We start from the raw sequence: 25,519 nt of genomic DNA, 5'->3' as shown, positions 1-25,519 counted from the left end.
CCTGCGCCGTAAGAGACATAACGCAGAAGACTAACCGGGAGCGCAAACTACGCTGAAGCCACAGATAACATAAACAACCACACTGCAGTGCTTCCCCTCACCCTGGCCCTCTCCCGGAGGGAGAGGGAATCATCCGGCTGGCGTTTAGGCCCGTGCATGCGCAGCGCCGCCGGGCAGGATACCTCCGACGCCATACCCGTCTTGTGCCGGATGGCGCTACGCTTATCCGGCCTACGGTGCGTGCGACCTGTCGTTAATTTATTCACCTTTCTTGCTGAAACTGCCGGTGCTGACGGCCTCAAAATCGCTGAGACGTTCCCGGAAGGCCGGGGCAGCCCGCATGGATGCGGGCTGAGGGCCGTGTTTTGCAGGGACGCTGCCTCGGCCCGACCCGAAGCCTGCAGGGATAAGTCGAAGGCACCACGAAGTGGCGATTTTGCTGGCCGGAGCCCGGGGGTACAGGGGGCGGCGGCGACTGGCCGCCCCCTGTGCGCTCCCTGCGCCATAAGAGACATAACGCAGAAGACTAACCGGGAGCGCAAACTACGCTGAAGCCACAGATAATATAAACAACCACACCGCAGTGCTTCCCCTCACCCTGTCCCTCTCCCGGAGGGAGAGGGAACCGTCCGGCTGGCGTTTAGACCTGCCAAGCGCAGCGCCGCCGGGCGAGATATCAGGCACGGTTCCCGTGATGTTGCCGTGTGGCGGCTGGCGCCTTACCCGGCCTACAAGATCCTCTCACAGGCTCACACCCCGCAGGCCCGGCAAGCGCAGCGCGACCTGGCCGTGTCATTCGCGGGCCAGCTTACGCTGGTTCTTTTGCCGCAGCTTTTTCGCCCGACTCTCCAGCAGCAGATAAGCCACCGTCGCCAGCAGCAGCGGCAGGAAATAATAGAGCGCGCGCCAGGCGAGCAGGGCGGCGATAATCGCGCCCTTCGAAATCTCCTCTCCGGAGAGCATGGCGATAAACACCGCCTCCAGCACGCCGATACCGGCCGGAATATGAACGATCACCCCGGCGATACTGCTCACCAGCAGCACCCCTAATACCAGGAAATAGTTAATTTCGCTGCCCAACAGCAGCCAGATTATCGCCCCCATCGCCATCCAGTTCGCCGCCGAAATCCCCATCTGCAGCAACGCGAAGCGCCAGGAGGGCAGCACCAGCCGCTGGCCTTTAATCGTCAGGTGACGGCGTTTGGCAAACGCGCAACCGAACAGATAGCAAAGCGTAAGGATCAGCATCACCCCGCCGATAATGCGCAGAGTGGTCTGGCTGATGTACCAGTGCGGCGGCAGCTTCACCAGATCCGCCGTAAATATCACCCCACCGAGCAGGATATAGCCCAGCCAGTTGGTGGTAATGCTTAATGAAAAAATACGGGTGATGGTGCCGCCGTTGAGCCCCAGCCGCGAGTACAGCCGGTAGCGCATGCCGATCCCGCCGACCCAGGTGCTGAGCGTCAGGTTAAAGGCATAGCAGATAAACGACACCAGCATCACCTGGCGTTTCGCCAGCTTATGCCCACAATAGGCCCGGCCAAGCAGATCGTAGCAGCCGTAGATCAGATAGCTGACGATGACCAGCGCAATGGCGCTAAACAAGGCCAGCCGATCGTAGCCGCGGATCACCTTCCACACGTCCTGCCAGTCGACTTTTTGCGCGTAAATCACCAGCAGGACGATCACCGCGATAAAAAAGAGCACGGTAAGTACTCTTTTCGCCATCCGCCAGCGGGGATGCGATTTGCTCATAGCGGATTATCCCTGGTTTGTGAGTCGACACGATCCTGGGTTTCAATCTCCGGCTGCACCGGCGGGCTGACCCTGGCCAGCCGCGGCGTATGGGCTGGTAGCCAGCCGACCCACGCCGGGAAGTGGCGCAGAAAGTGGAAGGCCATCACGCTGACGCCCAGCCGCCACCAGTTGCGTTTCGGCAGCATCGTTTTATCGATCCGCTGGCAATCCCTGGCGATAAGCCCGTTAAGGTTATCGCGCAGCGTCTGGTTAAACACCCGGTCGTGGATAATCAGATTGGCTTCCAGATTCAGCGACAGGCTCAATGGATCCAGGTTGCTCGACCCGACGGTGGCCCAGTGGTCATCCGCCAGGGCGACCTTGCCATGCAGCGGACGGCGGCGATATTCGTAGATCTGCACCCCGCCCTTAACGAGATAGTGATAGAGCAGGTGGGCGCCAAACTTCACAATCGGAATATCCGGCTCGCCCTGGACGATCAGCTTGACCCGCACGCCGCGTCGCGCAGCGTTGCGCATCGCATGCAGCAGGCGGTAGCCGGGAAAGAAATAGGCGTTGGCAATGATCACCTCCCGGCGGGCGCTGGTGAGCATCTTCAGGTAGTGGCGTTCGATATCGTCGCGGTGATCCTGGTTGTCGCGCCAGATGAACAGCGCCTGCGCCTCGCCGGGAGTCTGGTTGATCTCTGGCTGGTGGCGACGGCGGCGCCACCAGCGGCGGGCGGTTTCGCTGTTGGGCAGGTTCTCCAGCTCGAACTGGAGAATATCAAGCACCACCGGCCCCTCGACCTGCACCGCATAATCCTGTTTCGCCTCCGGGCCGTAGTCGCTCATATGCTCGGCGGAGTAGTTGATGCCGCCGACAAAGGCGGTGGTGTCGTCAATCACCACGATTTTACGGTGCATCCGACGGAACAGGTTGGTGCGCATCCCCATCAGCTTAGGGCGCGGATCGTAGTAGCGAAAAATCACCCCGGCGGCGGTCAGTTCGCCGACAAACTCATCGCTGAGATCCGGCGAGCCGTAGCCGTCAAGCAGCACCTCCACCTGAATACCGCGGCGGGCGGCTTTCAGCAGCACCGCGTGCAGCCGCCAGCCCACCTCATCTTCAAACCAGATAAAGGATTCGAGGATCACCCGCCGGCTGGCGCGACCAATAGCCGCAAACAGCGCCGGATAGTACTGGTCGCCGTTCTCCAGTAGCGTAATGCGGTTGCCTTCCTGCCAACGACATTTCACAAGTGTATCTCCACGCTAAGGGGCGCATGATCGGACAGATGCCGCCATTGTTTGAGGGCCAGCGCCTTCGGGTGGCTGGCGTGGGCGTTTTTGACATAAATACGATCGAGGCGCAGCAGCGGAAAACTGACCGGAAACGTACGCGCCGGCCGTCCGCGGGCGCGGGTAAAGATCTCTTCCAGCCCGGCTTGCGCTTTTAACGGCTGATTCGCCTGCTGACGCCAGTCGTTAAAATCCCCGGCCACCACCACCGGCTCACCGGCGGGGAGGGTATTGACCCATTCTGCCAGCATGGTCAACTGCGCCTGCCGTTGGTCGGCGCGTAAACCCAGGTGAACGCAGATCACATGGATCGTCACGCCGCTCTCTGGCGGCACGATGCGGCAGTAAAGCAGACCGCGTTTCTCGCCGTTGCCGACTGAAATATCCCGATTTTCATAGTATTCAATGGGAAAGCGCGACAGTACGGCATTGCCGTGGTGGCCTTCCGGATAGACTGCGTTGCGCCCGTAGGCGTAATCGCTCCACATGGTGTCGGCGAGAAATTCATAATGGGTGGTATCTGGCCAGTTCTCGATGTGCAGCGGGTGAACCTCGTGAGCGCCCATCACTTCCTGCAGGCAAACAATATCCGCGCTGACGCTGCGCACGGCGTCGCGCAACTCGGGCAAAATAAAACGCCGATTAAACGCCGTAAAGCCTTTATGGGTGTTAATTGTCAGCACGTTCAACGAAAATCCCGACGTTGGCTCAGCCATAATTCTCCAGTAAATGTCACTTTCCTGAATAAAATAGTGTAGTAGACGTCACAAAAAGATGCGGTGTTACGGAATTTTCCGTAAAGTGCGGTACTCTGAGTAGCAGAGAAAAATCCTTCAGGAGAGAAGCCATGAAGTGGCAACAACGTGTACGCGTCGCAACAGGTCTTAGTTGCTGGCAGATTATGTTGCATCTACTGGTCGTGGCAGTGCTGGTGATGGGATGGATGAGCGGCGCGCTGGTGCGCGTCGGATTGGGGCTGTGCGTCCTCTATAGCGTCACGCTACTGGCGATGCTGTTTTTGCAGCGTCACCACGAGGCGCGCTGGCGCGATGTGGGAGACTTCCTTGAGGAGCTCACCACCACCTGGTACTTTGGCGCGGCCATGATAGCGCTGTGGCTGCTGTCGCGCGTGCTGCACAACAACCTGCTGCTGGCCCTCGCCGGGCTGGTGATACTGGCAGGCCCGGCGGTGGTCTCGCTGCTGGCGAAAGATAAAAAACTACGCAATCTTTCTTCGGAACATCGCATACGCCGCTGAGCCGGTGGTGGCCGCTATGACCAGTAGCGGCCACAAACTTCCCCACACAATCTTCAGACTCGCATCCTTCAGATAAATTTGCTTGGTGATATCGGTAAAATGGCGGATCGGGTTTATCCAGGTCAGATCCTGCAGCCACTGCGGCATATTTTCCACCGGTGAAACGTAGCCCGAAAGCAGGATCGCCGGCATCATAAAGACGAACACGCCGATAAACGCCTGCTGCTGGGTGGCGCACAGCGATGAAATCAATAAACCGAAGCCCACCAGCGATAAGCCATAAATCACCATCGTGAAATAGAACAGCAGCAGCGAGCCGGCAAACGGGATCTGATAGGCCCAGATACCAATCGCCAGCACGATAGTCGCCTGCAGGGTGGCGACGATCAGCGCCGGCACTGCTTTGCCAACGAAGATTTGCCAGGTGGCGAGGGGCGAGACCAGCAGCTGATCGAGGGTACCCTGTTCGCGCTCACGGGCCACCGACAACGACGTCACGATCATCACTCCGATGGTGGTGATCATGGCGATAAGCGACGGCACCACGAACCACTTATAGTCGAGATTCGGGTTGTACCAGTTGCGCACCACCAGTTCGCTGTTGTTCGGCTTCGCTTTCCCCTCCAGCAGCTCCTGCTGATAGTTTTTTACGATCTGCTGCAGGTAGTTGGCGGCGATTTGCGCGCTGTTGGAGTTGCGCCCGTCGAGCAGGAGCTGCAGCGGGGCGGTTTGATAGTTGTCGAGATTACGCGAGAAATCCGCCGGGAAGCGTACCACCAGCAGGGCTTTTTGTTCATCGATGGTCGGCTGGATAGCTTGCGGGCTTTTCAGCAACAGGACGTGGGTAAAGGCTTTGGCGCGGGCGAAGCGCTGAGTGAGTTCCACCGCGTGGCGGCCGCTGTCTTCGTTGTAGATGGCGATGGTGGCGTTGGTCACCTCCAGCGTCGCGGCAAAGGGAAACAACAATACCTGAATCAGCACCGGCATGATTAAAATTGCCCGCGTTTGCGGCTCGCGCAGCAGCGACTGCAGCTCTTTGCGGATCAATGTCCATAAACGGTGAAACATAATTGCTCCTTTGGCCCATTCAACCACGCCGGGCGGCACTGCGTTTGCCCGGCCTGGGGGATCGGCGAACCGTATAATCGATGTTGGTTAAACCGTAGGCCCGGTCAGCGCAGCGCCACCGGGCAAAACCTAATCCAGACGCCGCTTGGTTTTCAGCCACGTCAGGCCGATAAACATCACCGCCGACGCAATCAAAAACAGCACATTCACCAGCAGCACCACCGGAATATTGCCCGCCAGAAACAGGCTTTGCAGGGTGTTGACGAAATAGCGCGCCGGGATCACGTAGGTCACCGCGCGGATCACCGCCGGCATACTGTCTATCTGGAAAATAAACCCGGACAGCATAATCGACGGTAAAAACGCGGCATTCAGCGCCACCTGCGCGGCGTTAAACTGGTTGCGGGTAATGGTTGAGATCAGCAGCCCCATCCCCAGGGTGCTGAGCAAAAACAGACTGGTGATGACAAACAGGATCGGCAGCGAGCCGCGATAGGGCACGCCGAGAATAAATACCGACACCAGCATACAGAGCAACATCGCCAGCATGCCGAGGAAATAGTAGGGAATGAGCTTGCACAGCAGCAGTTCGGCGCGGGTGATCTCCGTCGACAGCAGCGCCTCCATGGTGCCGCGCTCCCATTCGCGCGCCACCACCAGCGAGGTCAGGATCGCGCCGACCACGGTCATGATGATGGTAATTGCGCCGGGGATAATAAAGTGCTGGCTAATAGCCGCCGGGTTAAACCAGTAGCGCATCTGCACGTCGATCAGCGGTTCAAAGGTTTCGCCGCGGTCTTCCGCCCGCTGCTGCTGCCAGATCTGCCAGATACCTTCCACGTAGCCCTGAGCGAAGTTGGCGGTATTGGGCTCGCTGCCGTCGGTGATGAGCTGCAGCGGTGCGTCGGCGCCGGCGCGGGCCATCTGGCGGTCGAAGTCCACCGGAATGACCACCATGGCGCGGATGCGCCCGGCCTGCATCATTTGAATCAGTTGCTGGCGATTATCGCTGACCGTGGCGTCGATATAGGGCGAGCCGGTCATGGTATGGACGAAATCCAGCGCCTCTTCGCTCTGTTGCTCCAGCAATACGCCGACCCGCAGTTTGCTGGAGTCGAGGTTAATGCCATAGCCGAAGATAAACAGCAGGAGTAGCGGGATCACCACCGCGATCAGCCAGCTGCTGGGATCGCGGACGATCTGCCGGGTCTCTTTGACGCACAGGGCGCGGACCCGCCGCCAGGAGAGAATGCTATTGCTCATGGCTATTCTCCTTATCCCAGCGGTTAATCAGGGTAATGAACGCCTGCTCCATGGTCGGGTCCGTCTGGCTGTCATCCGCCGCCTGGGCCTTCAGCGCGTCCGGGGTGCCGCTGGCGATAAGTTTACCGTGGTAAACCAGCCCGATACGGTCGCAGTATTCCGCCTCATCCATAAAGTGGGTGGTCACCATCACCGTCACCCCTTTATCGACCATGCTGTTGATATGCAGCCAGAACTCGCGGCGGGTGAGGGGGTCGACGCCGGAGGTTGGTTCATCGAGAAACAGAATATCGGGCTCATGCATCAGCGAGCAGGCCAGCGCCAGCCGCTGCTTGTAGCCGAGCGGCAGCTCGTCGGCGGCGTGACGGGCGATACTTTTCAGGCCAAAGGCATCGCTCATTCGGGCGATTTTTTCATTTTGCGCCCGGCCGCGCAGGCCATAGACGCCGGAGAAAAAGCGCAGGTTCTGCTCGACGCTGAGGTTGCCGTACAGCGAAAATTTTTGCGCCATATAGCCCAGATGCTGGCGCGCCTTGCCAGAGCTGACCTTAAGATCCATCCCCAGCACCAGCGCTTTGCCGGAGGTGGGCACCAGCAGGCCGCACATCATTTTGAAGGTGGTGGATTTCCCGGCGCCGTTGGGGCCGAGCAGGCCGAAAATTTCACCGCGCTTAACCTGGAAATCGACGTGGTCGGTAGCGGCGAAATCACCAAACTTTTTCGTTAACGACTGGGCTTCAATGACCGTTTCGTCTTTGCTGCCGTCAACACGATGGATAATCGCTCCCAACGGCGATTCGGCGGTTCCCGCTCCGCCGAGCAGATCGATAAACGCATCTTCAAAGCGCGGCGCGGTATCGGCCACCTGCAGCGGCGGCATGTCGCCATGCTGCTGGACTTCCTCAATGCGGGCGTCCTTTTTCAGGATCAGGCGCACCGATTTGCCCTGGATCACGCCATCGCTGACCTGCGGCAGTTTCAGCGCCCGCTGCAGCAGACGGCGGTTGTTTTCCTGTGGGCTGGAGACGAGGAAACTGCGCCCGGCCATGGTTTGCGTCAGCGCCGTCGGCTCACCCTGGTAGAGTAGTTTGCCTTCGTTCATCAGCAGCACGTCGCGGCATTGTTCCGCTTCATCGAGATAGGAGGTGCTCCACAGGATCAGCATGCCGTCGCCGGCCAGCTCGTGCACCATCTGCCACAGCTCGCGGCGCGAGATAGGGTCGACGCCGACGCCGGGCTCATCCAGCAGCAGTACTTTCGGATCGCCCACCAGGGTACAGGCGAGCCCCAGCTTTTGCTTCATGCCGCCGGAAAGCTTGCCTGCCAGCCGTTCGGTGAACGGGCCAAGGGAGGTGAACTCCAGCAGACGGTCGAAAATTTTCTTCCGCGCCTCGCCGGTGACGCTGCGCAGGTCGGCGTACAGGGTCAGGTTTTCCATCACCGTCAGATCTTCATACAGGCCGAACTTCTGCGGCATATAGCCGAGCACCGCGTGCAGGGAGCTGTCGTCTTTTAGCGGGTCGAAGCCGATCACGCTGGCGCGGCCCTCATCAGGCTTGAGCAAACCGGCCAGCATTCGCATCAGGGTGGTTTTCCCCGCGCCGTCGGGCCCCACCAGCCCGGTGACGTAGCCGGCGTGGATCGTGCAGGTGAGCGGCGCCACCGCTGGCCTGTCCATTCCGGGAAAACGGCGGCTCAGACCGTTTAAGGCAATGATGGCCTCACTCATGTCCGTTCCCGTGGTTAAAGGAGACGGTCACCGGCATCCCCTGGCGCAGGGCGCCGTCGGCATCGTTCACCACAATACGCAGACGATAAACGAGGTCGGTACGCAGATCCGGCGTTTCAACGGTCTTCGGCGTGAATTCAGCGCTTGGCGAGACAAAGCCGATTTTGCCGTGATAGGGCTTATCCGGCCGGCTGTCGGTATACAGCAGCACTTCACGTCCCGGCTGCGCCTGACCAAGGTTTTTTTCGTCAACATAGGCGCGGACCCATACCGGATGGGTTAACGAAAGCGTCAGTACGGTGCCGCCGGCGTTGAGCATGGTGCCGGGCTCGACGGCGCGGGTCATCAGCGTACCGTCGGAAGGGGCGGTGAGTACGGTATCGTGCAGGTCCAGTTTAGCCTGGGCCAGCGCCGCCTGCGCCTGTTCCAGACTGGCTTTGGCCTGGGCAATCTCCTGCGGGCGGTTACCGGCGCGATACTGACGCAGCTTATCCTGCGCCGATTTGAGCGTTGCCTGCGCCTGGTCGCGTGAGGAGCGGGCGTTCTCCAGATCGTTGGCGGAAATCGCGCTGCTGGCGCGCAGCCCGAGCTGGCGCTGATAAAAGTTTTGCGCATAGTCGTAAGCGGCCTGCGCCTGTTTCACCGCCGCTGCGGCCTGGGCAATCTCTTCCGCGCGGTAGCCGGCCATCATCAGGTCATACTGTGCCTGGGCGGTAGAGACGTTGGCCTGGGCCTGCAGCAGGGCATTTTCATACGGCGCGCGATCAAGCTCGCCGAGAGTTTGCCCGGCGCGGATGCTGTCGCCTTCGTCGACGGTCAGCGAAGCCAGTCTGCCGCCGACGCGGAAGCTCATGTTGACGGTGCGGATATCGACATTGCCATACAGGGTCAGCGGCTGCTGCCGGCTGCTCTGGTACCACCACCAGCCGCCGCCCAGCGCGGCGAGAAGAATCACGATCAGCAGAATGACGACGACGGGTTTTTTCATCAGCCCAAACTCCTTTGCGATAACCCATGCAGAATGAAATCGATATGACAGGTAATGACCTCGAAAATCTGTTCGGTCTTTTGCGCGTCAAACTGCGTCCAGCCGGTGCGTAGCAGGATGGTTTCACGCCCAAGACGGAAAGCCAGCACCTCGCCCAGCAGGGCGTGGGTGTGGAGGATCATTTGCGTATCACCGGCATCGCGGCCTGTCCAGGCGGCAATCAGCCGGGTGAGATAGTGGTGCAGGGGGGCGATCACCTGCTGGTGGATCAGATGGTAGGCGGCGGTCGGCGCCAGCTGCTCACGGGAAATGAATTTGCTTAAGTTGACCGTATCATCCTGGGTCAGCAGCAGGATCATGTTATGGCAGGCGTTGAGAATGAGGGCGCGTATTGCCTGGCGATCCGGCGACTTCCCGGCGAGCAGGGCCTCCGCCGCTTCGGCCTGTGGGCGAAAATTGTCGCCGATAAAATCGGCGATCCATTGGGCACAGGCGAGATATAAGTCGTCTTTCGAGCCAAAATAATAGGTGATAGCGGCGATATTCTGCCCGGCCTGGGCGGCGATATCGCGGGTGGTGGCATGCTGACCATACTCGCCAAACTGGGCGATAGCGGCCGCGATAAGCTGATTTTTTGCCTGTTCGCCTTTACTGGTCATCGCGCTCGGTAAAAGTTAATCAATCGATTGATTAACTTTAGGCCTCGATCGGCGGTTTGTCCACCAGCCGGGATCAAATATGGAACCCTTCCTCCTTCAGCTCCCCGGCGACCCAGGCGAAGAAACGCTGGACCTTCTCCTTCTGTTCATTGGCATGGGGAAGAACGAAGTGGTGCGCGCCGACCGGCATACTCCGCTCGTCGTCAAATACCGGCGTCAGCTGCCCCTGACGCACGTGCCCGCCGGCCAGCAGATTGCTTTCGAGGATCACGCCCATCCCCATTCTGGCCGCCTCGATGCTCATGTACGACCGGTCGAAATTAAAAATGAAGTTTTTATGCCAGCCGCGGACCTTGTGCCACGACAGCCAACTGCTCCAGTTAATTAAGGTGCTGTCGGAGTGGATCAGATCGCAGGCCAGCAGATCTTCCACCGCATGCACAGGATGGCTGGCTAAATAAGACGCTGCGCTGTAGGGCAGGACACACTCATTTTTAATGGTTCTGACCAACAGCGTTGGCCACTGTGATAGCCCGTGACGAATATCGATATCAATATTATCCCGGGAGAACTGGATGCTTTCGTAGGAACAGGTCAGGCTGATTTTTAACTCCGGCCACGCCTGGCGAAATTTATCCAGGCGAGGCATCAACCACAGCAGGCCGAAGCTCGGCGCCGAGTGAATACGTAAATAATCCTGATGGATATCATTGATCACCTGGCTGGTGGCCTGGCCAATCATATTCAGCGCCCCGGAGACCTCTTTGAGATATTTTTCTCCCACCGCCGTTAACATGACGCCTTTACTGCTGCGGGAGAACAGTTTTTTCCCCAGAAAGTGCTCCAGGCTGGCTATCTGATGGCTGACCGCCGAGGCGGTAATATTGAGATTCTCTGCGGCCAGGTTGAGGCTGCCGGTAGCGGCGACTTCAATAAAGGCTTGGATATTGCGTAAAGAGGGCATCGGCAAATTTTTATTGGGCAGCGGTTGACTCATGGCAGCATCCTGGGCTGGGCGTTTCTAAAAGAAAATAGCGAACAGCGTGGCGCAGTCGTGATAGCCAGCATAGGGAAAAGGAAAAAAATGATTTTAATTTGTGATGGGCTTAACAATTTATCTCGTTAAAAGCGCGCGTGTCAGTAAAAACTAAAAATTTGCGGGAAGTCACTAACTCAATTTTTCTCAATCATAATTGAGGTTTTTTGAATACCGTTTCATTTTGGGGTTGTTATATTCCTCTCACAGGCCTGATCACAAACGGCGATGCGTTGAGATCGCCATTATAAAACACCTAACCACCTGTTTAGCTGAGCGAAAAGATATTTATCTTTTGCTGCTGTATGGAAAGTGAAAACGCGGTGATCCGAAGCGGCAACGGGCAGCGAAGTGGATGAGGTATAAGATGAGGAAACCCTATGTCACGTATAGATACACTAGTCTGTACTGACGCCAGGAAAACGAAATATCGTTTCGTGGTTTTGACGATGATTTTCCTGGTGTATGCCATCAATTACGCCGACAGAACCAATATTGGCGCGGTTCTGCCGTTTATCATTGATGAGTTTCATATCAATAATTTTGAAGCCGGGGCCATCGCCAGTATGTTTTTCCTCGGCTATGCGGTAAGCCAGATCCCGGCCGGTTTTTTCATCGCCAAACGCGGTACCCGGGGGCTGGTTTCGCTGTCCATTTTCGGCTTCTCCGCCTTTACCTGGCTGATGGGCACGGTGAGCTCCGTGTTTGGCCTGAAGCTGGTGCGGCTGGGACTGGGGCTAAGCGAAGGGCCTTGCCCGGTGGGGCTGGCTTCCACCATAAATAACTGGTTTCCACCAAAAGAGAAAGCCACAGCAACCGGCGTTTACATCGCGGCGACCATGTTTGCGCCGATTATTGTCCCGCCGCTGGCGGTGTGGATTGCGGTGACCTGGGGCTGGCGGTGGGTCTTTTTCTCCTTCGCGATACCCGGGATTGTGGCAGCGATAGCCTGGTATCTATTGGTGAAGTCAAAGCCATCAGAAAGCGGATTTGTTTCACAAAGTGAACTGGCAGAGATTAATGCCGGGCGTGAAAGTCATAATAATAGCGTACGCGAAAATATATTAATTGCCGATCGATTCACCTGGCTGGATAAAATCATTCGGGTAAAGAAGATGGCGCCAATTGATACGGCGAAAGGCTTATTCACCTCAAAAAATATTCTCGGTGACTGCCTGGCGTATTTTATGATGGTTAGCGTGCTGTACGGATTATTAACCTGGATCCCGCTGTACTTAGTCAAAGAGCGTGGCTTTGATGTAATGAGTATGGGTTTCGTGGCCAGTATGCCGTGCATCGGCGGCTTTATTGGCGCGATTGGCGGCGGGTGGATTTCAGATAAAGTCCTGGGCCGCCGACGTAAACCCACCATGATGTTTACTGCCGTGTCAACGGTGGTCATGATGTTAATTATGCTGAATATCCCGGCAAGCACCCTGGCGGTCTGTATTGGATTATTTTTTGTCGGTTTTTGTTTGAATATCGGCTGGCCGGCTTTTACCGCCTACGGTATGGCCGTTTCGGACAGCAAAACCTATCCAATCGCCTCTTCCATAATTAATAGCGGCGGCAACCTCGGTGGATTTGTCGCGCCGATGGCAGCCGGTTTCTTACTTGATAAAACCGGGAGTTTTAATTCTGTATTTACCTATTTTGGTATCTGCGCCGCCATTGGTTTGGTGGTGATTCTTTTCCTCGATGAACCACAATAACGGAAATATATCCTGTTAATTAATATGACGTAATGTCATGGAGTGAAACTATGTTATTAAAAGATAAAGTCGCCATTATTACTGGCGCGGCCTCCGCTCGCGGTTTGGGTTTCGCCACCGCGAAATTATTCGCCGACAACGGCGCGAAAGTGGTCATTATCGACCTCAATGGTGAAGCCAGCAAAACCGCGGCGGCGGCATTAGGCGAAGGCCATCTCGGCCTGGCGGCGAACGTCGCTGATGAAGTGCAGGTACAGGCGGCCATCGAACAAATTCTGGCGAAATATGGCCGGGTTGATGTGCTGGTGAATAACGCCGGGATTACCCAGCCGCTGAAGCTGATGGAGATCAAGCGCGCCAACTATGACGCGGTACTTGATGTCAGCCTGCGCGGTACGCTGCTGATGTCGCAGGCGGTTATTCCCACCATGCGGGCGCAAAAATCCGGCAGCATCGTCTGCATCTCGTCCGTTTCCGCCCAGCGCGGCGGCGGTATCTTCGGCGGCCCGCACTACAGCGCGGCAAAAGCCGGGGTGCTGGGTCTGGCGCGGGCGATGGCGCGCGAGCTTGGCCCGGATAACGTCCGCGTTAACTGCATCACCCCGGGGCTGATTCAGACCGACATTACCGCCGGCAAGCTGACCGACGACATGACGGCCAACATTCTTGCCGGGATCCCGATGAATCGCCTCGGCGACGCGGTAGACATCGCGCGCGCCGCGCTGTTCCTCGGCAGCGACCTCTCTTCCTACTCCACCGGTATCACCCTGGACGTTAACGGCGGCATGTTAATTCACTAAGCGAGGCAAACAGATGAAGATGACCGAATCACAAAAAGTCGCCGCGGCGGCATGGCGTATTCGCCGTTACGCCCTGCAAATGGGGGAAGTGCAGGGGCAGGGCTATATCGGCCAGGCGCTGGGCTATGCCGATGTGCTGGCCACCGCCTTCAGCCACGCCATGACCTATCGTCCGGAAGATCCCGAGTGGGAGGGGCGCGATCGCTTCCTGCTCTCTCATGGCCATTACGCTATCGCTTATTATGCCGCGCTGCTGGAGGCGGGCATTATCCCGGAAGTCGAGCTGGAAACTTACGGCTCCGACGACAGCCGCCTGCCGATGTCCGGCATGGCGACCTACACCCCAGGCATGGAGATGTCCGGCGGTTCGCTGGGACAGGGGCTGTCCATTGCCGTCGGCATGGCGCTTGGGCTGCGGCAGAAACAGAGCACGGCCTGGGTCTATAACTCCATGTCCGATGGGGAGCTGGACGAAGGGTCGACCTGGGAAGCGGCGATGTCGGCGGCTCACTATGGCCTGAGCAACCTGATTAACCTGGTCGACGTCAACAAACAGCAGGCGGACGGTGATTCGCGCAAAATCCTCGGCTTTGAGCCGCTGCAGGATAAATGGGCCGCCTTCGGCTGGTACGTACAGCGCGTGGACGGTAACGATCTGCCGGCGGTGATGGCCGCTTTTGACAACGCGAAAAGTTATTCCGGCAACCAGCCGCGGGTCATTTTATGCGACACGCTGATGGGCAAAGGGGTGCCGTTCCTCGAAACCCGCGATAAAAACCATTTTATTCGCGTCGATGCCGACGAATGGCAAAAAGCGATTGCGGTGCTGGACGCTAACAAACCAGAAGGAGTGCTGTAATGAGCCAGAGTCAACCCCGTTTAAAAACGTCGGCGATGATCGCCTCGATTGCCGATGAAGGCCAGGCGACCATCTCTGCGCCCTTCGGCGTCGCGCTGTCAAAACTGGCGGCGCAGCGTCCGGAAATCGTCGGCATGACCGCGGACCTGTCAAAATATACCGATCTGCATATTTTCGCCCAGGCCTTCCCGGATCGTTTCTTCCAGATGGGCATGGCCGAGCAGCTGCTGATGGCGGCGGCGGGGGGAATGGCGAAGGAGGGATTTATTCCTTTCGCCACCACCTATGCCGCCTTTGCAACCCGTCGCGCCTATGATTTTATTCATCAGGTCATCGCCGAAGAGCATCTGAACGTGAAGATCTGCGCGGCGCTGCCGGGCCTGACGACCGGTTATGGCCCCAGCCATCAGGCCACTGAAGATCTGGCGATTATGCGCGGTATCCCCGGCATGGTCATCGTCGATCCTTGCGATGCGCTGGAGATAGAGCAGGCGGTGCCGGCCATTGCCGATCACCAGGGGCCGGTGTATATGCGCCTGCTGCGCGGTAAGGTGCCGCTGGTGCTGGATAAATACGACTATCAGTTCGAACTGGGTAAAGCAAAGCTGCTGGAGGACGGCAACGATGTGCTGATCATCTCCTCCGGGCTGATGACCATGCGCGCGCTGGAGGCGGTTGAAAAGCTGCGGGCCGATAACATCAGCGTGGCGGTCCTGCACGTGCCGACCATCAAACCGCTGGATGAAAAAGCGATTATTGAACAGGCGTCGAAGCCAGGTCGTCTGGTGGTGACTGCGGAAAACCACACCGCGGTCGGCGGCCTGGGGGAGGCGGTGGCCGCGCTGTTGATGCGTAAGGGTGTGCGCTGTGAGCTGGATACTGTGGGGCTGCCCGACGCGTTCCTGTTAGCCGGCGCGCTGCCGACCCTTCACGATCGCTACGGCATCTCCACCGCGAAGATCGTTGAAAAACTTAAGTATCGTCTGCGTTAATCGCTTTGCCATGACGCACCAGGCCGCTGAGCTCGCTCAGCGGCCTTCTCATGCCCGCCAGCCAGGCGCGGTATTCTTTTGCAGATTTTATGCGGCCTGTCACAAAATCTGCTAGACTGCGCCCCTTCATGGCATTGTGGTTTTTGCCATCTCTTATCGCAATAATCTCCCTGAAAACTACGCCCTTCACCGGGCCGGGGCGGTTCGGAGTTGTTATGTCTTTTGATTCCCTTGGCCTGAATCCCGATATCCTGCGCGCTGTCGCTGAGCAGGGCTACGTTGAGCCGACCCCTATCCAACAGCAGGCGATCCCGGCAGTAATGCAGGGGCGCGACCTGATGGCCAGCGCCCAGACCGGTACCGGTAAGACGGCGGGCTTTACCCTGCCGCTGCTGCAGCGCCTGATTGACAAAGAGCCGCACGCAAAGGGTCGCCGTCCGGTACGCGCGCTGATCCTGACCCCGACCCGTGAGCTGGCGGCGCAGGTGGGCGAGAACGTCCGCGATTACAGCAAGTACCTGAATATTCGCTCGCTGGTGGTATTCGGCGGCGTGAGCATCAACCCGCAGATGATGAAGCTGCGCGGTGGCGTCGACATCCTCGTTGCCACCCCGGGCCGTCTGCTGGACCTCGAACATCAGAACGCGGTCAGCCTTGATAGCGTGGAAATCCTTGTGCTGGACGAAGCGGACCGCATGCTGGATATGGGCTTTATCCATGACATCCGTCGCGTACTGGCTAAACTGCCGGCGCGTCGACAGAACCTGCTGTTCTCGGCGACCTTCTCCGACGAGATCAAGGGCCTGGCCGAGAAACTGCTGCACAACCCGCTGGAAGTGGAAGTGGCGCGTCGCAACACCGCGTCCGAGCAGATCACCCAGCACGTCCATTTCGTTGATAAGAACCGCAAGCGCGAACTGTTGTCGCAGCTGATCGGCGAAGGCAACTGGCAGCAGGTGCTGGTGTTTACCCGCACCAAGCATGGCGCCAACCACCTCGCGGAGCAGCTTAATAAAGACGGCATCCGCAGCGCGGCGATCCATGGCAACAAGAGCCAGGGAGCGCGTACCCGCGCGCTGGCCGACTTTAAATCCGGCGGCATTCGCGTGCTGGTGGCGACCGATATCGCCGCCCGTGGTCTGGATATCGAAGAGCTGCCGCACGTGGTGAACTACGAGCTGCCGAACGTACCGGAAGATTACGTCCACCGTATCGGCCGTACCGGTCGCGCGGCGGCCACCGGTGAAGCCTTGTCGCTGGTGTGTGTGGATGAGCATAAGCTGCTGCGCGATATCGAGCGCCTGCTGAAAAAAGAGATCCCGCGCATCGCGATTGCCGGCTATGAGCCGGATCCGTCCATTAAAGCCGAACCTATCCAGAACGGTCGCCAGCAGCGCGGCGGCGGTCGTGGGCAAGGTCAGGGACGCGGTGGCCAGGGTCAGGGACGCAGCGGACAGCCGCGCAGCCAGAACAGCGCCCCGCGCCGTCAGGACGGCGAGGCGCCGAAAGCGCGTACGCAGGACGGCAAACCGCCGCGCCGCCGTCGTCCGCGTAAACCGGCTGGCGAATAACACGCTGATGCCCCGGCCGCGATAACGCGGCCCGGCTCAGGCCCGTCTGTCCGCTACGCGGCGGCGGGCCTTTTTCTTTCCATTACACTATTTGTCGAGCACGCTTCCACACTCAGCAGAAAGCAATACCTCCAGGCGGGCAAAAATGGCACAATAGTGGCTGTTTATACAGTATTCAGGTTTTCTCATGGCTTTGACCGCTGCGCTGAAAGCGCAAATCGCCGCCTGGTATAAGGCGCTTCAGGAACAGATCCCGGACTTTATTCCCCGCCCCCCGCAGCGGCAGATGATCGCCGATGTGGCGAAAACCCTCGCCGGGGAAGAGGGCAGGCATCTGGCTATCGAAGCGCCGACCGGCGTCGGTAAAACGCTGTCATACCTGATCCCGGGCATCGCCATCGCCCGGGAGGAACAAAAAACGCTGGTGGTCAGCACCGCCAACGTCGCCCTGCAGGATCAAATCTACAGTAAAGACCTGCCGCTGCTGCGTAAAATTATTCCCGACCTGCGCTTTACCGCCGCCTTCGGTCGTGGGCGCTACGTCTGTCCGCGTAACCTGACGGCGCTGGCCAGCACCGAGCCGTCGCAGCAGGATCTGCTGGCCTTCCTCGATGACGATCTCACCCCGAACAACCAGGCCGAGCAGAAGCTGTGTGCGACCCTGAAGCAGGACCTCGACAGCTACCGCTGGGACGGCCTGCGCGATCATACCGATAAAGCCATCGATGACGCGCTGTGGAGCCGGCTGAGCACCGATAAGGCCAGCTGCCTGAACCGCAACTGCCACTACTATCGCGAGTGCCCGTTCTTCGTGGCACGGCGGGAAATTCAGGAGGCGGAAGTGGTGGTGGCCAACCATGCGCTGGTGATGGCGGCGATGGAGAGCGAGGCAGTGCTGCCGGAGCCGAAAAACCTGCTGTTGGTCCTCGATGAAGGCCATCATCTGCCGGACGTCGCCCGCGACGCGCTGGAGATGAGCGCTGAGATCACCGCCCCCTGGTTTCGCCTGCAGCTGGATCTGTTCTGCAAGCTGGTCGCCACCTGCATGGAGCAGTTTCGTCCGAAAACCACACCGCCGCTGGCCAATCCGGAGCGGCTCACCGGCCATTGCGAAGAGCTGTTCGAGCTGATTGCGTCGTTGAATAATATTCTCAATCTCTACATGCCCGCCGGTCAGGAAGCGGAGCATCGCTTCCCGATGGGCGAACTGCCGCAGGAGGTGATGGAGATCTGCCAGCGGCTGGCGAAGCTCACCGAGATGCTGCGCGGGCTGGCGGAGCTGTTTCTTAACGATCTCAGCGAAAAGACCGGCAGCCATGACGTGGTGCGCCTGCATCGGGTGCTGCTGCAGATGAACCGCGCGCTCGGCATGTTTGAAAGCCAAAGCAAGCTATGGCGCCTGGCGTCGCTGGCGCAATCCTCAGGCGCGCCGGTAACCAAATGGGCGACGCGAGTGGTGCGCGACGGCCAGATCCATGTCTGGTTCCACTGTGTCGGCATCCGCGTCAGCGATCAGCTGGAACGGCTGCTGTGGCGCAGCGTACCGCATATCGTCGTGACGTCAGCGACGCTGCGCTCGCTAAACAGCTTCTCGCGCCTGCAGGAGATGAGTGGTCTGAAGGAGAAAGCGGGTGACCGCTTCGTGGCGCTGGATTCGCCGTTCAACCACGTGGAGCAGGGGAAAATTATTATTCCTCAAATGCGCTATGAACCGCTGATGGATAACGAAGAGCAGCACATTGCCGAGATGGCGGCCTATTTTCGCCAGCAGGTAGAGAGCAAGAAACATCTCGGGATGCTGGTGCTGTTTGCCAGCGGGCGGGCGATGAACCGCTTCCTGGAGCATGTGACCGATCTGCGCCTGATGCTGCTGGTGCAGGGCGACCAGCCGCGCTATCGGCTGGTGGAGCTGCATCGCAAACGGGTGGAAAGCGGCGAGCGCAGCGTGCTGGTGGGTCTGCAGTCCTTTGCCGAAGGGCTGGATTTAAAGGGCGATCTGCTAAGCCAGGTACATATCCATAAAATCGCCTTTCCGCCCATCGACAGCCCGGTGGTGATCACCGAAGGCGAATGGCTGAAAAGCCTTAATCGTTACCCTTTCGAGGTACAGAGTTTGCCCAGCGCCTCCTTTAATCTTATTCAGCAGGTGGGGCGTCTGATCCGCAGCCATCACTGCTGGGGAGAGGTGGTGATTTACGATAAGCGTCTGTTGACCAAAAACTATGGCGCGCGTCTACTGAACGCGTTACCTGTTTTTCCCATAGAGCAGCCGGGCGTCCCGGAGGTTATAGTAAAACGGAAAGCAAAACAGACAGCAAAACAGTCAGGCCGCAAACGTCGCTGACGCCGGCGCGTGATGCACCAGGGGGAGCCATGGAGTACAGCAAAATTATAAAAGAGGTGGGTCGCGGTAAGAATCATGCCCGCGACCTCGATGAAGAGACCGCCCGTGCGCTCTATGCACGGATGCTGGACGGCGAGGTGCCGGAGCTGGAGCTGGGGGGAATATTAATCGCCCTGCGCATCAAAGGCGAAGGCGAAGCGGAGATGAAAGGGTTTTACGCGGCGATGCAGCAGCATACGCTGCGCCTGACCCCGCCGGCCGGCAAGCCGATGCCGATTGTCATCCCCAGCTACAACGGCGCGCGCAAGCAGGCGAACCTGACGCCGCTGCTGGCGATGCTTCTGCACAAGCTGGGGTTTCCGGTGGTGGTTCACGGCGTCAGTCACGATCCCACCCGGGTGCTGACCGAGACCATTTTTACCCTGCTGGATATTCCGGCCACCCGGCACGCCGGACAGGCTCAGGCGCAGCTGGAGGGCCATGAACCGGTGTATATCCCGGTGGGGGCTTTCTGTCCGCCGCTGGAGAAACAGCTGGCGATGCGCTGGCGGATGGGCGTGCGCAACAGCGCCCATACCCTGGCCAAGCTGGCTACACCGTTTGGCGAAGCGGAGGCATTGCGTCTCTCCAGCGTGTCGCATCCGGAATATGTTCCGCGGGTGGCGAACTTCTTTCGTGAGACCGGTGGCCGCGCGCTGTTGATGCACGGTACCGAGGGCGAAGTGTATGCCAACCCGCAGCGCTGCCCGCAGATCAGCCTGATCGATGAGCAGGGCGTGCGGGTGCTGTACGAACGCCAGACTGAGACGGCAGCGGAGGCGGTGGTCCTGCCGGCCTCGAAAGATCCCGAGGTCACGGCGCGCTGGATCGAGCGCTGCGTCGCCGGCGTCGAACCGGTGCCCCACTCGTTGAAAATTCAGCTTGCCTGTTGTCTGCTGGCCAGCGGGGAAGTCACCACCCTGGAGCAGGGCCTCAGCCGCGTCAACGACTGCTGGTGATCGGATCTGCAGGATAAAAAAAAGCCCGTCCGGTGGCTCGGACGGGCAAGGCAAGGGTATTAAAGGTCTTTTCAGGGTTAATTCAGTGGCTTACAGAGGGAACAGCGATTATTTATAGATAACCGCAGTACCGCTCAGTTTGTTGTTGGTGTTAGCGGAAGTAATGCTGTAGCCGGTCGCGCCAGCGGCTTCGGCTTTAGCAGCCAGTTTTGCTTCCAGACCATCTAAAGTGGTTGCGCCTTGCGCAGACACCACACCGATTTTATTCATGCTTTCAGCCTGAGCGGGGGTGACCGGTTCGGCGGCAAAGGCGCCGAAGGAAAGGGCGGTCAGAGCGATGGCAGCGGCAGCATATTTGATGTTTTTCATAGTTAATCTCTCGCAGGTTGTTCTGTTCAGGGGACGATGTTCCGTCGATGTGATAAGTATCACGCTTTTTTGCGGGAGATAAAATCGAAGGAAATTCACAGTCTTCATCGAATTTTTTGAATGATTAATAATTTACTGATTATTAATAAATTATTTCTCATTCTTTTCGTCACGAAGCGTAGCGAGGAAGACCGACGCGTTTAAGGGCACATATTGCGACTTTTTCCGCCAAAAAATGTGCGCGAAAAGATAATGCGAAAGGCTGTCATGAACGGTAAAGGAAAGTCAGCGTAGCTGGCTATCCTTGGATCCGCGGCGATTATATCCTGAAAATGTATTGTTATGTAAATCTTTCTCCTGCTGGCACTTCACGCAATATCTGACCCCTGGGATGGCCTGTCGACGGGCCTCCGGAATCGGCTCCCCACATTCATCACAAAATTTGTTGCTTTCGCCGCGCGGAAGCTCGCGGCGCGCGCGAGCCACCGCATCGTCAATGGTGCTGTCGATCTGATCCTGAACGGCCCCATCGCCTGCCCAACCTGATGCCATCGTCTGCCTCCTGTGAAAGGTTATTGATAAATTATAGCTGAACCGTGCAGTCGGTTACCGCTGCTGGCGGCATTGACCCGCCAGGCTATCGCCCCCTGGCGGTGGGCCTTATCCGCGAGGGCGGCCACCAGATCATCAAGGGTGCTGGCACCGGAGGCGGAGACGGTGCCGACAGGGCGGAGCGGCCCGGCATAGGGCAGTACGGGTGTCGGTGGCAGGGGAGAGGCTGCGGCGGCATGAGCGGTGAGCGCAGCGGCGAATAGCAGCGAGATGATTTTCATCAGCATATCCTCATAAACAGCATGGGACATAGCTTAAGTGTAGGTCTTTCCAGACCGTGCGATAGGGGATTTTTAATGCAAAACAAGGCGTTTTGTAGGCTACCGGCGCAGGGCAGCGGTACTCTGGCCGGTAGATTATTTAGCGGGCGTCAGGGCGGATCATGTCAAAACGCAGACTATCATCAATACTGTAATAGGCGCTCGGACCTCCGGCGCGCAGGATCGGCTGGGCGCGGGCGGTTTGATAGATGCCGTTGTCCAGCAGTGATTCATCAATATGCACGGCGACCACTTCGCCGAGCACCAGCCACGTATCAACAGGGTTACCGTCGGCGGTGGTGAGTTGAATACATTGCGACAGACGGCACTCAAAGTTCACCGGACTCTCCGCGACCCGGGGGGCGCTGACCAGGCGGCTGGCGGCGGCGGTGAGACCGGCGCGCACGAACTCGTCCTCATGGTGCGGGATCGAGGCAGACGTTTCATTCATCGCCACGGCCAGCGGTCGCGTCGCCAGGTTCCAGACGAACTCCTTTGTTTCGACGATATTTCGCACGCTGTCTTTCCAGCCGCTGCTGGCGAAACCAATGATCGGCGGGCGATAGTTAAAGCAGTTAAAAAAGCTGTATGGCGCCAGATTTCGCTGGCCCTCGGCGTCCTGCGAGGCGATCCAGCCTATCGGGCGAGGCCCGATTATCGCGTTCAGCGGGTCGTGCGGCAGGCCGTGGCCCTGCGAAGGTTGATAAAAGTACATGCTGCACCTGTCACGGATAAAGGAGATATCCAGACTCCCTTATTTACCGCGCCGCCGTCAACGGGTATCTTACGCGGCTGTTCAAAGGAGATTGTCATGAAAGCCCAGAAACCGGGGTTACACCCGCGTAACCGCCACCATCAACGCTACGACCTGCCTGCGCTCTGCCAGGCACATCCTGACCTGCAGGGATACATTACGCTCAATCCGCTGGGTGAGCAGACCATTGATTTTGCCAATCCGCAGGCAGTAAAGGCGTTGAATAAAGCGCTGCTGGCGCATTTCTACGCGGTCAAACACTGGGACATTCCTGACGGTTTTCTCTGTCCGCCGGTGCCCGGGCGTGCCGATTATATTCATCATCTGGCGGATCTGCTGGCGCAGGATAGTGGCGAGGTGCCGAAGCAAGCCACGATCCTTGATATTGGTACGGGTGCCAACCTCATCTATCCCCTGATCGGCGTTCACGAGTACGGCTGGCGCTTTACCGGCAGCGAAATCAGCCCGGAAGCCTTCGCCAGCGCGCAGGCGATTGTCAATGGCAACCCCGGATTGACCCGGCAGATCCGTCTGCGTCGGCAAAAAGAGAGCCAGGCCATCTTCCACGGCGTGATCCACAAAAACGAGACCTATGACGCCACGCTGTGTAATCCGCCGTTCCATGACTCCGCAGAGAGCGCCCGGGCGGGCGGTGAGCGCAAGCGCCGCAATCTCGGACTCGGCGCCGACAGCGCGCTTAACTTTGGCGGTCAGCAGCAGGAGCTGTGGTGCGAAGGAGGCGAAGTGGCCTTTATCTCGCAGATGATCCGCGAAAGTCAGGCCTTCGCCCGCCAGGTTAAATGGTTTACCTCGCTGGTGTCGCGCGGCGACAATCTGCCGCCGCTCTACCGCCTGCTGACCGAGGTTGGGGCCGTGAAAGTGGTGAAAAAAGAGATGGCCCAGGGTCAAAAGCAGAGCCGCTTTATCGCCTGGAGCTTTATGGACGACGCCAAACGCCGCCGTCCGTTCTAACTACTCGGCGGCCGGGCTGTCTGAGCCCGGCATCGGCAGCTGTTGCCAGGTCTGTACCGGGGCGCGAACCCCGGCGCGATCGAAGTGCTTTTTCACCTGAGTGTCGAGGGCAAAGCGCACCGTCCACTGCTTCAGCGGCAGGGTGGTGAAGCTGACGCGTAGCGTAAAGGCGGTATTGCTCAGCCCCACCAGCCCGGCGAACGACGGTTCGCCAATGATCAGGCCGCGGATCTCCTCCTGGGCCAGCAGATCGTCCACCGCCGCCTTCAGCGCCTGGCTGGCTTTATCCAGATCCTCATGACGGTCGACATCATAGTTGGCGACTACCGAGCCAATGCCGCGCACGAAGTTGGCAAAAGTGGTGATCGAGGACCAGGGAATAATGTGATAGGCGCCGGTATCCTGCCGTACCCCCACGGAGCGAATCGACATTCGTTCCACGGTGCCGGTCAAAGGGCCGATGGTGACCAGGTCGCCGGTATTCATCCCGTTCTCAAACTGGATAAATATGCCGGTGATAATATCTTTAACCAGCGTTTGCGCGCCAAACGAAATCGCCAGCCCTAACGCCCCGGCGCCCGCCAGCAGCGGCGCAATGTTAACCCCAATCTCCGAAAGCAGGATCATCACCGTGATGGTGCTGATCACCACCGCCAGCGCGTTGCGAAACAGGGTCAGCAGCGTTCGGGCCCGCGCGCTGGGCAGCGGGCGACCATGGATATCCGAGGCCAGCCGGTTTTCGATCAGGCTGGCCAGCACCGTCCAGCCGATGGCAGAGAAGAAGAGGATGAGGGCGATGCGGATCAGCACATCCACCGTTTTTTGCCCGGCATCGTTATGCAGCCATTCGCGGAAGTCAAACAGGCCCCAGGCGCTCAGCAGCAGCATGACGGCGACGCAGACGGTGAGAATGCGCGCGGCCTTCAGCGAGGCGGAGATCCAGCCATTCAGCCGCTTTTGCAGCTCAGGATAATTGCGCTGGGTGGCGGGTGACAGGGTGATGGTTTTGGCTATCCAGCGCGACAGGATGCCGGACACCAGCGCCGCGCCGCCGATAATGGCCAGGCTGCGCAGGGTGGCGCCCATCATGAATTTCAGGCTATTGCCCGGGTCGAACAGGGAGAAGAAAAAGAGCACCACAAAGTAGGCGCAGGCCAGCCAGTGCCAGACCAGCGCGAAGGCGCGGATAAACAGGCTAAAGAAGGAGAGCGAACGGTCGGCCAGATGGATTAGCCCCTGCGTAATCAAGGTCTTGTTATGAAAAATCAGGTACAGCGCCCACAGCGTAATGCACAGCATGATGACGACGTTAGCCAGCGCGCCAACCTGAACATTCACCTGATTGGAGATAATCGGCACCGCGACGATCAGGCCATAGCCAATCAGGCTGCTGAGCGCGCTCAGGCGCAGGCTCCAGTATGACGCGGCTTCGTCGCTGAGGTTAAAAGGCCGGAGCGCCGGGATGCGCGGGCAGAAAATGAGCCGCAGAATGGCTTTAAAAAACTCGATCAACGCGAAGGCGTTGAGGAAAAGACTCTGCTGGAAGGCGATGGTGGGGTTATTACCATTCAGGCGATCGCTTAACAACTGGCCGACAAACAGGGTCAGCGCCAGCAGCAGCAGGTCGATAACAAACGCCCCGGCGATGGTCAGGGGCAGCTGGAGCCAGTTTCCGCGATCGCGGTTTTTATGCCGCCCCCATTCACCCATTTTGCGATACAGCGGCAGCGCCGCAAGACGCACCAGCCACCAGAAGGCAAAGACCAGGCCGGCCAGCAGTAAAAAATGCCAGGCCGCGCTGGTGAAGGTTTGCGAATTAAAAGGTTTATGCGGTGAGCCGGTGATATTGCGCCACAGTTGAGAGAAGCGAGACGAGAGCTGCTCGCCGTATTCCCGGCTGATCTGCGTGACGTTCTCCAGCACCGTGGTCTCTTCTTTCACCGCCGGCGGCGTCAGCGTCGGGGTGCTGTCTGGCGGCGGCGTGGCGGCTGCTTTACGCAGCTGGTCAATGAGCTCCTGACGGGCGCTGTCGTTAGCCAGCACGTCAGCCAGCGCGGCGTAGGCCGCTCTTTTCTGTTCCGCATCGGGTTCGCTGGCGCTGGTTTTATCGGCGTTAGCTGTCGGCACGCTGGGCAGGGCGGCGGCGGAAAGCGGGGCAGTAAACAGTGCAGCGAGCAAAAGCAGGATCCACGGCATAGGCACCTCCGTTGCAACGTAAACGGGTAAGTATAGAA

23 protein-coding genes are annotated in these 25,519 nt (G+C 58.6%); 9 read left to right on the top strand and 14 right to left on the bottom strand.

Going from position 1 to position 25,519, the window contains the following annotated elements; translation table 11 throughout:
* Positions 1-792: 792 nt before the first annotated feature.
* The 3 genes from FHW76_RS06365 to FHW76_RS06355 are packed head-to-tail and all read right to left on the bottom strand — an operon-like array spanning position 793 to position 3,757.
* Positions 793-1,758, bottom strand: coding sequence for a YbhN family protein (locus FHW76_RS06365; protein WP_023322254.1), 966 nt, complete (start codon positions 1,756-1,758; stop codon positions 793-795).
* Positions 1,755-2,999, bottom strand: coding sequence for a cardiolipin synthase ClsB (gene clsB / locus FHW76_RS06360; RefSeq protein ID WP_008805753.1), 1,245 nt, complete (start codon positions 2,997-2,999; stop codon positions 1,755-1,757). The genes FHW76_RS06365 and clsB overlap by 4 nt, the downstream gene beginning before the upstream one ends.
* Positions 2,996-3,757 (bottom strand): endonuclease/exonuclease/phosphatase family protein, encoded by a 762-nt coding sequence (locus FHW76_RS06355; protein WP_008805754.1) that lies wholly within the window; start codon positions 3,755-3,757, stop codon positions 2,996-2,998. The genes clsB and FHW76_RS06355 overlap by 4 nt, the downstream gene beginning before the upstream one ends.
* 131 nt (positions 3,758-3,888) lie before the next feature.
* On the opposite strand from FHW76_RS06355, the gene FHW76_RS06350 reads away from it, so the two are divergent.
* Positions 3,889-4,299 carry a YbhQ family protein gene (locus tag FHW76_RS06350; protein ID WP_012542390.1) on the top strand — a complete coding sequence of 137 codons (411 nt, stop codon included), beginning with the start codon at positions 3,889-3,891 and terminating at the stop codon, positions 4,297-4,299.
* On the opposite strand, the gene FHW76_RS06345 is transcribed toward FHW76_RS06350, so the two are convergent.
* From FHW76_RS06345 to FHW76_RS06320, 6 genes are all read right to left on the bottom strand, one after another.
* The gene (locus FHW76_RS06345) at positions 4,261-5,367 is read right to left on the bottom strand and encodes an ABC transporter permease (protein ID WP_012542389.1); all 1,107 of its coding nucleotides are present in this window, start codon (positions 5,365-5,367) and stop codon (positions 4,261-4,263) included. The genes FHW76_RS06350 and FHW76_RS06345 overlap by 39 nt on opposite strands.
* A 129-nt stretch (positions 5,368-5,496) precedes the next feature.
* The gene (locus tag FHW76_RS06340; protein ID WP_008805757.1) at positions 5,497-6,630 is read right to left on the bottom strand and encodes an ABC transporter permease; all 1,134 of its coding nucleotides are present in this window, start codon (positions 6,628-6,630) and stop codon (positions 5,497-5,499) included.
* Complete coding sequence (locus tag FHW76_RS06335) at positions 6,620-8,359, bottom strand: ATP-binding cassette domain-containing protein (protein WP_046882362.1); 1,740 nt, start codon at positions 8,357-8,359, stop codon at positions 6,620-6,622. The genes FHW76_RS06340 and FHW76_RS06335 overlap by 11 nt, the downstream gene beginning before the upstream one ends.
* Positions 8,352-9,347 (bottom strand): secretion protein HlyD, encoded by a 996-nt coding sequence (gene hlyD, locus FHW76_RS06330; protein ID WP_008805759.1) that lies wholly within the window; start codon positions 9,345-9,347, stop codon positions 8,352-8,354. The genes FHW76_RS06335 and hlyD overlap by 8 nt, the downstream gene beginning before the upstream one ends.
* Positions 9,347-10,006 carry a transcriptional regulator CecR gene (cecR, locus tag FHW76_RS06325; RefSeq protein ID WP_008805760.1) on the bottom strand — a complete coding sequence of 220 codons (660 nt, stop codon included), beginning with the start codon at positions 10,004-10,006 and terminating at the stop codon, positions 9,347-9,349. Before cecR ends, hlyD begins: the two co-directional genes overlap by 1 nt.
* Before the next feature lie 73 nt (positions 10,007-10,079).
* The gene (locus FHW76_RS06320) at positions 10,080-11,003 is read right to left on the bottom strand and encodes a LysR substrate-binding domain-containing protein (protein ID WP_012542386.1); all 924 of its coding nucleotides are present in this window, start codon (positions 11,001-11,003) and stop codon (positions 10,080-10,082) included.
* A gap of 419 nt (positions 11,004-11,422) precedes the next feature.
* Here FHW76_RS06320 and FHW76_RS06315 point away from each other — a divergent pair, with 419 nt between their 5' ends.
* From FHW76_RS06315 to ybiB, 7 genes are all read left to right on the top strand, one after another.
* Positions 11,423-12,754, top strand: coding sequence for an MFS transporter (locus FHW76_RS06315; RefSeq protein ID WP_012542385.1), 1,332 nt, complete (start codon positions 11,423-11,425; stop codon positions 12,752-12,754).
* Positions 12,755-12,804: 50 nt separating this feature from the next.
* Positions 12,805-13,554: an SDR family NAD(P)-dependent oxidoreductase gene (locus FHW76_RS06310; protein WP_008805763.1), complete on the top strand. Its 750-nt coding sequence runs from the start codon at positions 12,805-12,807 to the stop codon at positions 13,552-13,554.
* A gap of 13 nt (positions 13,555-13,567) precedes the next feature.
* Positions 13,568-14,413: a transketolase gene (locus tag FHW76_RS06305; RefSeq protein WP_008805764.1), complete on the top strand. Its 846-nt coding sequence runs from the start codon at positions 13,568-13,570 to the stop codon at positions 14,411-14,413.
* The gene (locus tag FHW76_RS06300; RefSeq protein WP_008805765.1) at positions 14,413-15,405 is read left to right on the top strand and encodes a transketolase family protein; all 993 of its coding nucleotides are present in this window, start codon (positions 14,413-14,415) and stop codon (positions 15,403-15,405) included. Before FHW76_RS06305 ends, FHW76_RS06300 begins: the two co-directional genes overlap by 1 nt.
* Before the next feature lie 215 nt (positions 15,406-15,620).
* On the top strand, positions 15,621-16,976 hold the full coding sequence (gene rhlE / locus FHW76_RS06295; protein WP_008805766.1) for an ATP-dependent RNA helicase RhlE: 1,356 nt from the start codon (positions 15,621-15,623) through the stop codon (positions 16,974-16,976).
* A gap of 187 nt (positions 16,977-17,163) precedes the next feature.
* Entirely contained in the window at positions 17,164-19,320 is a 2,157-nt protein-coding gene (gene dinG / locus FHW76_RS06290) for an ATP-dependent DNA helicase DinG (protein WP_008805767.1), read from the top strand.
* A 29-nt stretch (positions 19,321-19,349) separates the two neighbouring features.
* A complete protein-coding gene (gene ybiB / locus FHW76_RS06285; protein WP_008805768.1) occupies positions 19,350-20,318 on the top strand; it encodes a DNA-binding protein YbiB in 969 nt (322 codons plus the stop codon).
* Positions 20,319-20,426: 108 nt separating this feature from the next.
* Here ybiB and ybiJ read toward each other — a convergent pair whose 3' ends face one another.
* The 4 genes from ybiJ to FHW76_RS06265 form a co-directional block, all read right to left on the bottom strand.
* Positions 20,427-20,687 carry a DUF1471 family protein YbiJ gene (ybiJ, locus tag FHW76_RS06280; RefSeq protein ID WP_004176772.1) on the bottom strand — a complete coding sequence of 87 codons (261 nt, stop codon included), beginning with the start codon at positions 20,685-20,687 and terminating at the stop codon, positions 20,427-20,429.
* A 285-nt stretch (positions 20,688-20,972) separates the two neighbouring features.
* Positions 20,973-21,239: a DksA/TraR family C4-type zinc finger protein gene (locus FHW76_RS06275; RefSeq protein ID WP_002895824.1), complete on the bottom strand. Its 267-nt coding sequence runs from the start codon at positions 21,237-21,239 to the stop codon at positions 20,973-20,975.
* A 20-nt stretch (positions 21,240-21,259) separates the two neighbouring features.
* A complete protein-coding gene (locus tag FHW76_RS06270) occupies positions 21,260-21,520 on the bottom strand; it encodes a DUF1471 domain-containing protein (protein ID WP_012968657.1) in 261 nt (86 codons plus the stop codon).
* Positions 21,521-21,659: 139 nt separating this feature from the next.
* Positions 21,660-22,274 carry a flavin reductase family protein gene (locus FHW76_RS06265; protein WP_012968656.1) on the bottom strand — a complete coding sequence of 205 codons (615 nt, stop codon included), beginning with the start codon at positions 22,272-22,274 and terminating at the stop codon, positions 21,660-21,662.
* A 96-nt stretch (positions 22,275-22,370) separates the two neighbouring features.
* Between FHW76_RS06265 and rlmF the strand changes: the two genes are divergently transcribed.
* Complete coding sequence (gene rlmF / locus FHW76_RS06260) at positions 22,371-23,285, top strand: 23S rRNA (adenine(1618)-N(6))-methyltransferase RlmF (protein WP_008805773.1); 915 nt, start codon at positions 22,371-22,373, stop codon at positions 23,283-23,285.
* Here rlmF and ybiO read toward each other — a convergent pair whose 3' ends face one another.
* A complete protein-coding gene (gene ybiO / locus FHW76_RS06255) occupies positions 23,286-25,481 on the bottom strand; it encodes a mechanosensitive channel protein (RefSeq protein ID WP_050887912.1) in 2,196 nt (731 codons plus the stop codon).
* Positions 25,482-25,519 lie beyond the last annotated feature (38 nt).

The sequence above is a fragment of the Klebsiella sp. RC2 genome, from assembly GCF_014192815.1.
GTDB classification, from domain to species: Bacteria; Pseudomonadota; Gammaproteobacteria; order Enterobacterales; family Enterobacteriaceae; genus Klebsiella; species Klebsiella variicola.
The sequence above is the reverse complement of the archived record's forward strand: the minus strand, read 5'-3'. Positions and strand labels throughout refer to the sequence as shown.

Excerpts from the sequence above, each read along its gene's own strand:
- FHW76_RS06365 (WP_023322254.1), bottom strand. The coding sequence starts at position 1,758 with ATGAGCAAATCGCATCCCCGCTGGCGGATGGCGAAAAGAGTACTTACC.
- FHW76_RS06355 (WP_008805754.1), bottom strand. The coding sequence starts at position 3,757 with ATGGCTGAGCCAACGTCGGGATTTTCGTTGAACGTGCTGACAATTAAC.
- FHW76_RS06350 (WP_012542390.1), top strand. The coding sequence starts at position 3,889 with ATGAAGTGGCAACAACGTGTACGCGTCGCAACAGGTCTTAGTTGCTGG.
- FHW76_RS06345 (WP_012542389.1), bottom strand. The coding sequence starts at position 5,367 with ATGTTTCACCGTTTATGGACATTGATCCGCAAAGAGCTGCAGTCGCTG.
- FHW76_RS06340 (WP_008805757.1), bottom strand. The coding sequence starts at position 6,630 with ATGAGCAATAGCATTCTCTCCTGGCGGCGGGTCCGCGCCCTGTGCGTC.
- FHW76_RS06335 (WP_046882362.1), bottom strand. The coding sequence starts at position 8,359 with ATGAGTGAGGCCATCATTGCCTTAAACGGTCTGAGCCGCCGTTTTCCC.
- hlyD (WP_008805759.1), bottom strand. The coding sequence starts at position 9,347 with ATGAAAAAACCCGTCGTCGTCATTCTGCTGATCGTGATTCTTCTCGCC.
- cecR (WP_008805760.1), bottom strand. The coding sequence starts at position 10,006 with ATGACCAGTAAAGGCGAACAGGCAAAAAATCAGCTTATCGCGGCCGCT.
- FHW76_RS06320 (WP_012542386.1), bottom strand. The coding sequence starts at position 11,003 with ATGAGTCAACCGCTGCCCAATAAAAATTTGCCGATGCCCTCTTTACGC.
- FHW76_RS06315 (WP_012542385.1), top strand. The coding sequence starts at position 11,423 with ATGTCACGTATAGATACACTAGTCTGTACTGACGCCAGGAAAACGAAA.
- FHW76_RS06310 (WP_008805763.1), top strand. The coding sequence starts at position 12,805 with ATGTTATTAAAAGATAAAGTCGCCATTATTACTGGCGCGGCCTCCGCT.
- FHW76_RS06305 (WP_008805764.1), top strand. The coding sequence starts at position 13,568 with ATGAAGATGACCGAATCACAAAAAGTCGCCGCGGCGGCATGGCGTATT.
- FHW76_RS06300 (WP_008805765.1), top strand. The coding sequence starts at position 14,413 with ATGAGCCAGAGTCAACCCCGTTTAAAAACGTCGGCGATGATCGCCTCG.
- rhlE (WP_008805766.1), top strand. The coding sequence starts at position 15,621 with ATGTCTTTTGATTCCCTTGGCCTGAATCCCGATATCCTGCGCGCTGTC.
- dinG (WP_008805767.1), top strand. The coding sequence starts at position 17,164 with ATGGCTTTGACCGCTGCGCTGAAAGCGCAAATCGCCGCCTGGTATAAG.
- ybiB (WP_008805768.1), top strand. The coding sequence starts at position 19,350 with ATGGAGTACAGCAAAATTATAAAAGAGGTGGGTCGCGGTAAGAATCAT.
- ybiJ (WP_004176772.1), bottom strand. The coding sequence starts at position 20,687 with ATGAAAAACATCAAATATGCTGCCGCTGCCATCGCTCTGACCGCCCTT.
- FHW76_RS06275 (WP_002895824.1), bottom strand. The coding sequence starts at position 21,239 with ATGGCATCAGGTTGGGCAGGCGATGGGGCCGTTCAGGATCAGATCGAC.
- FHW76_RS06270 (WP_012968657.1), bottom strand. The coding sequence starts at position 21,520 with ATGAAAATCATCTCGCTGCTATTCGCCGCTGCGCTCACCGCTCATGCC.
- FHW76_RS06265 (WP_012968656.1), bottom strand. The coding sequence starts at position 22,274 with ATGTACTTTTATCAACCTTCGCAGGGCCACGGCCTGCCGCACGACCCG.
- rlmF (WP_008805773.1), top strand. The coding sequence starts at position 22,371 with ATGAAAGCCCAGAAACCGGGGTTACACCCGCGTAACCGCCACCATCAA.
- ybiO (WP_050887912.1), bottom strand. The coding sequence starts at position 25,481 with ATGCCGTGGATCCTGCTTTTGCTCGCTGCACTGTTTACTGCCCCGCTT.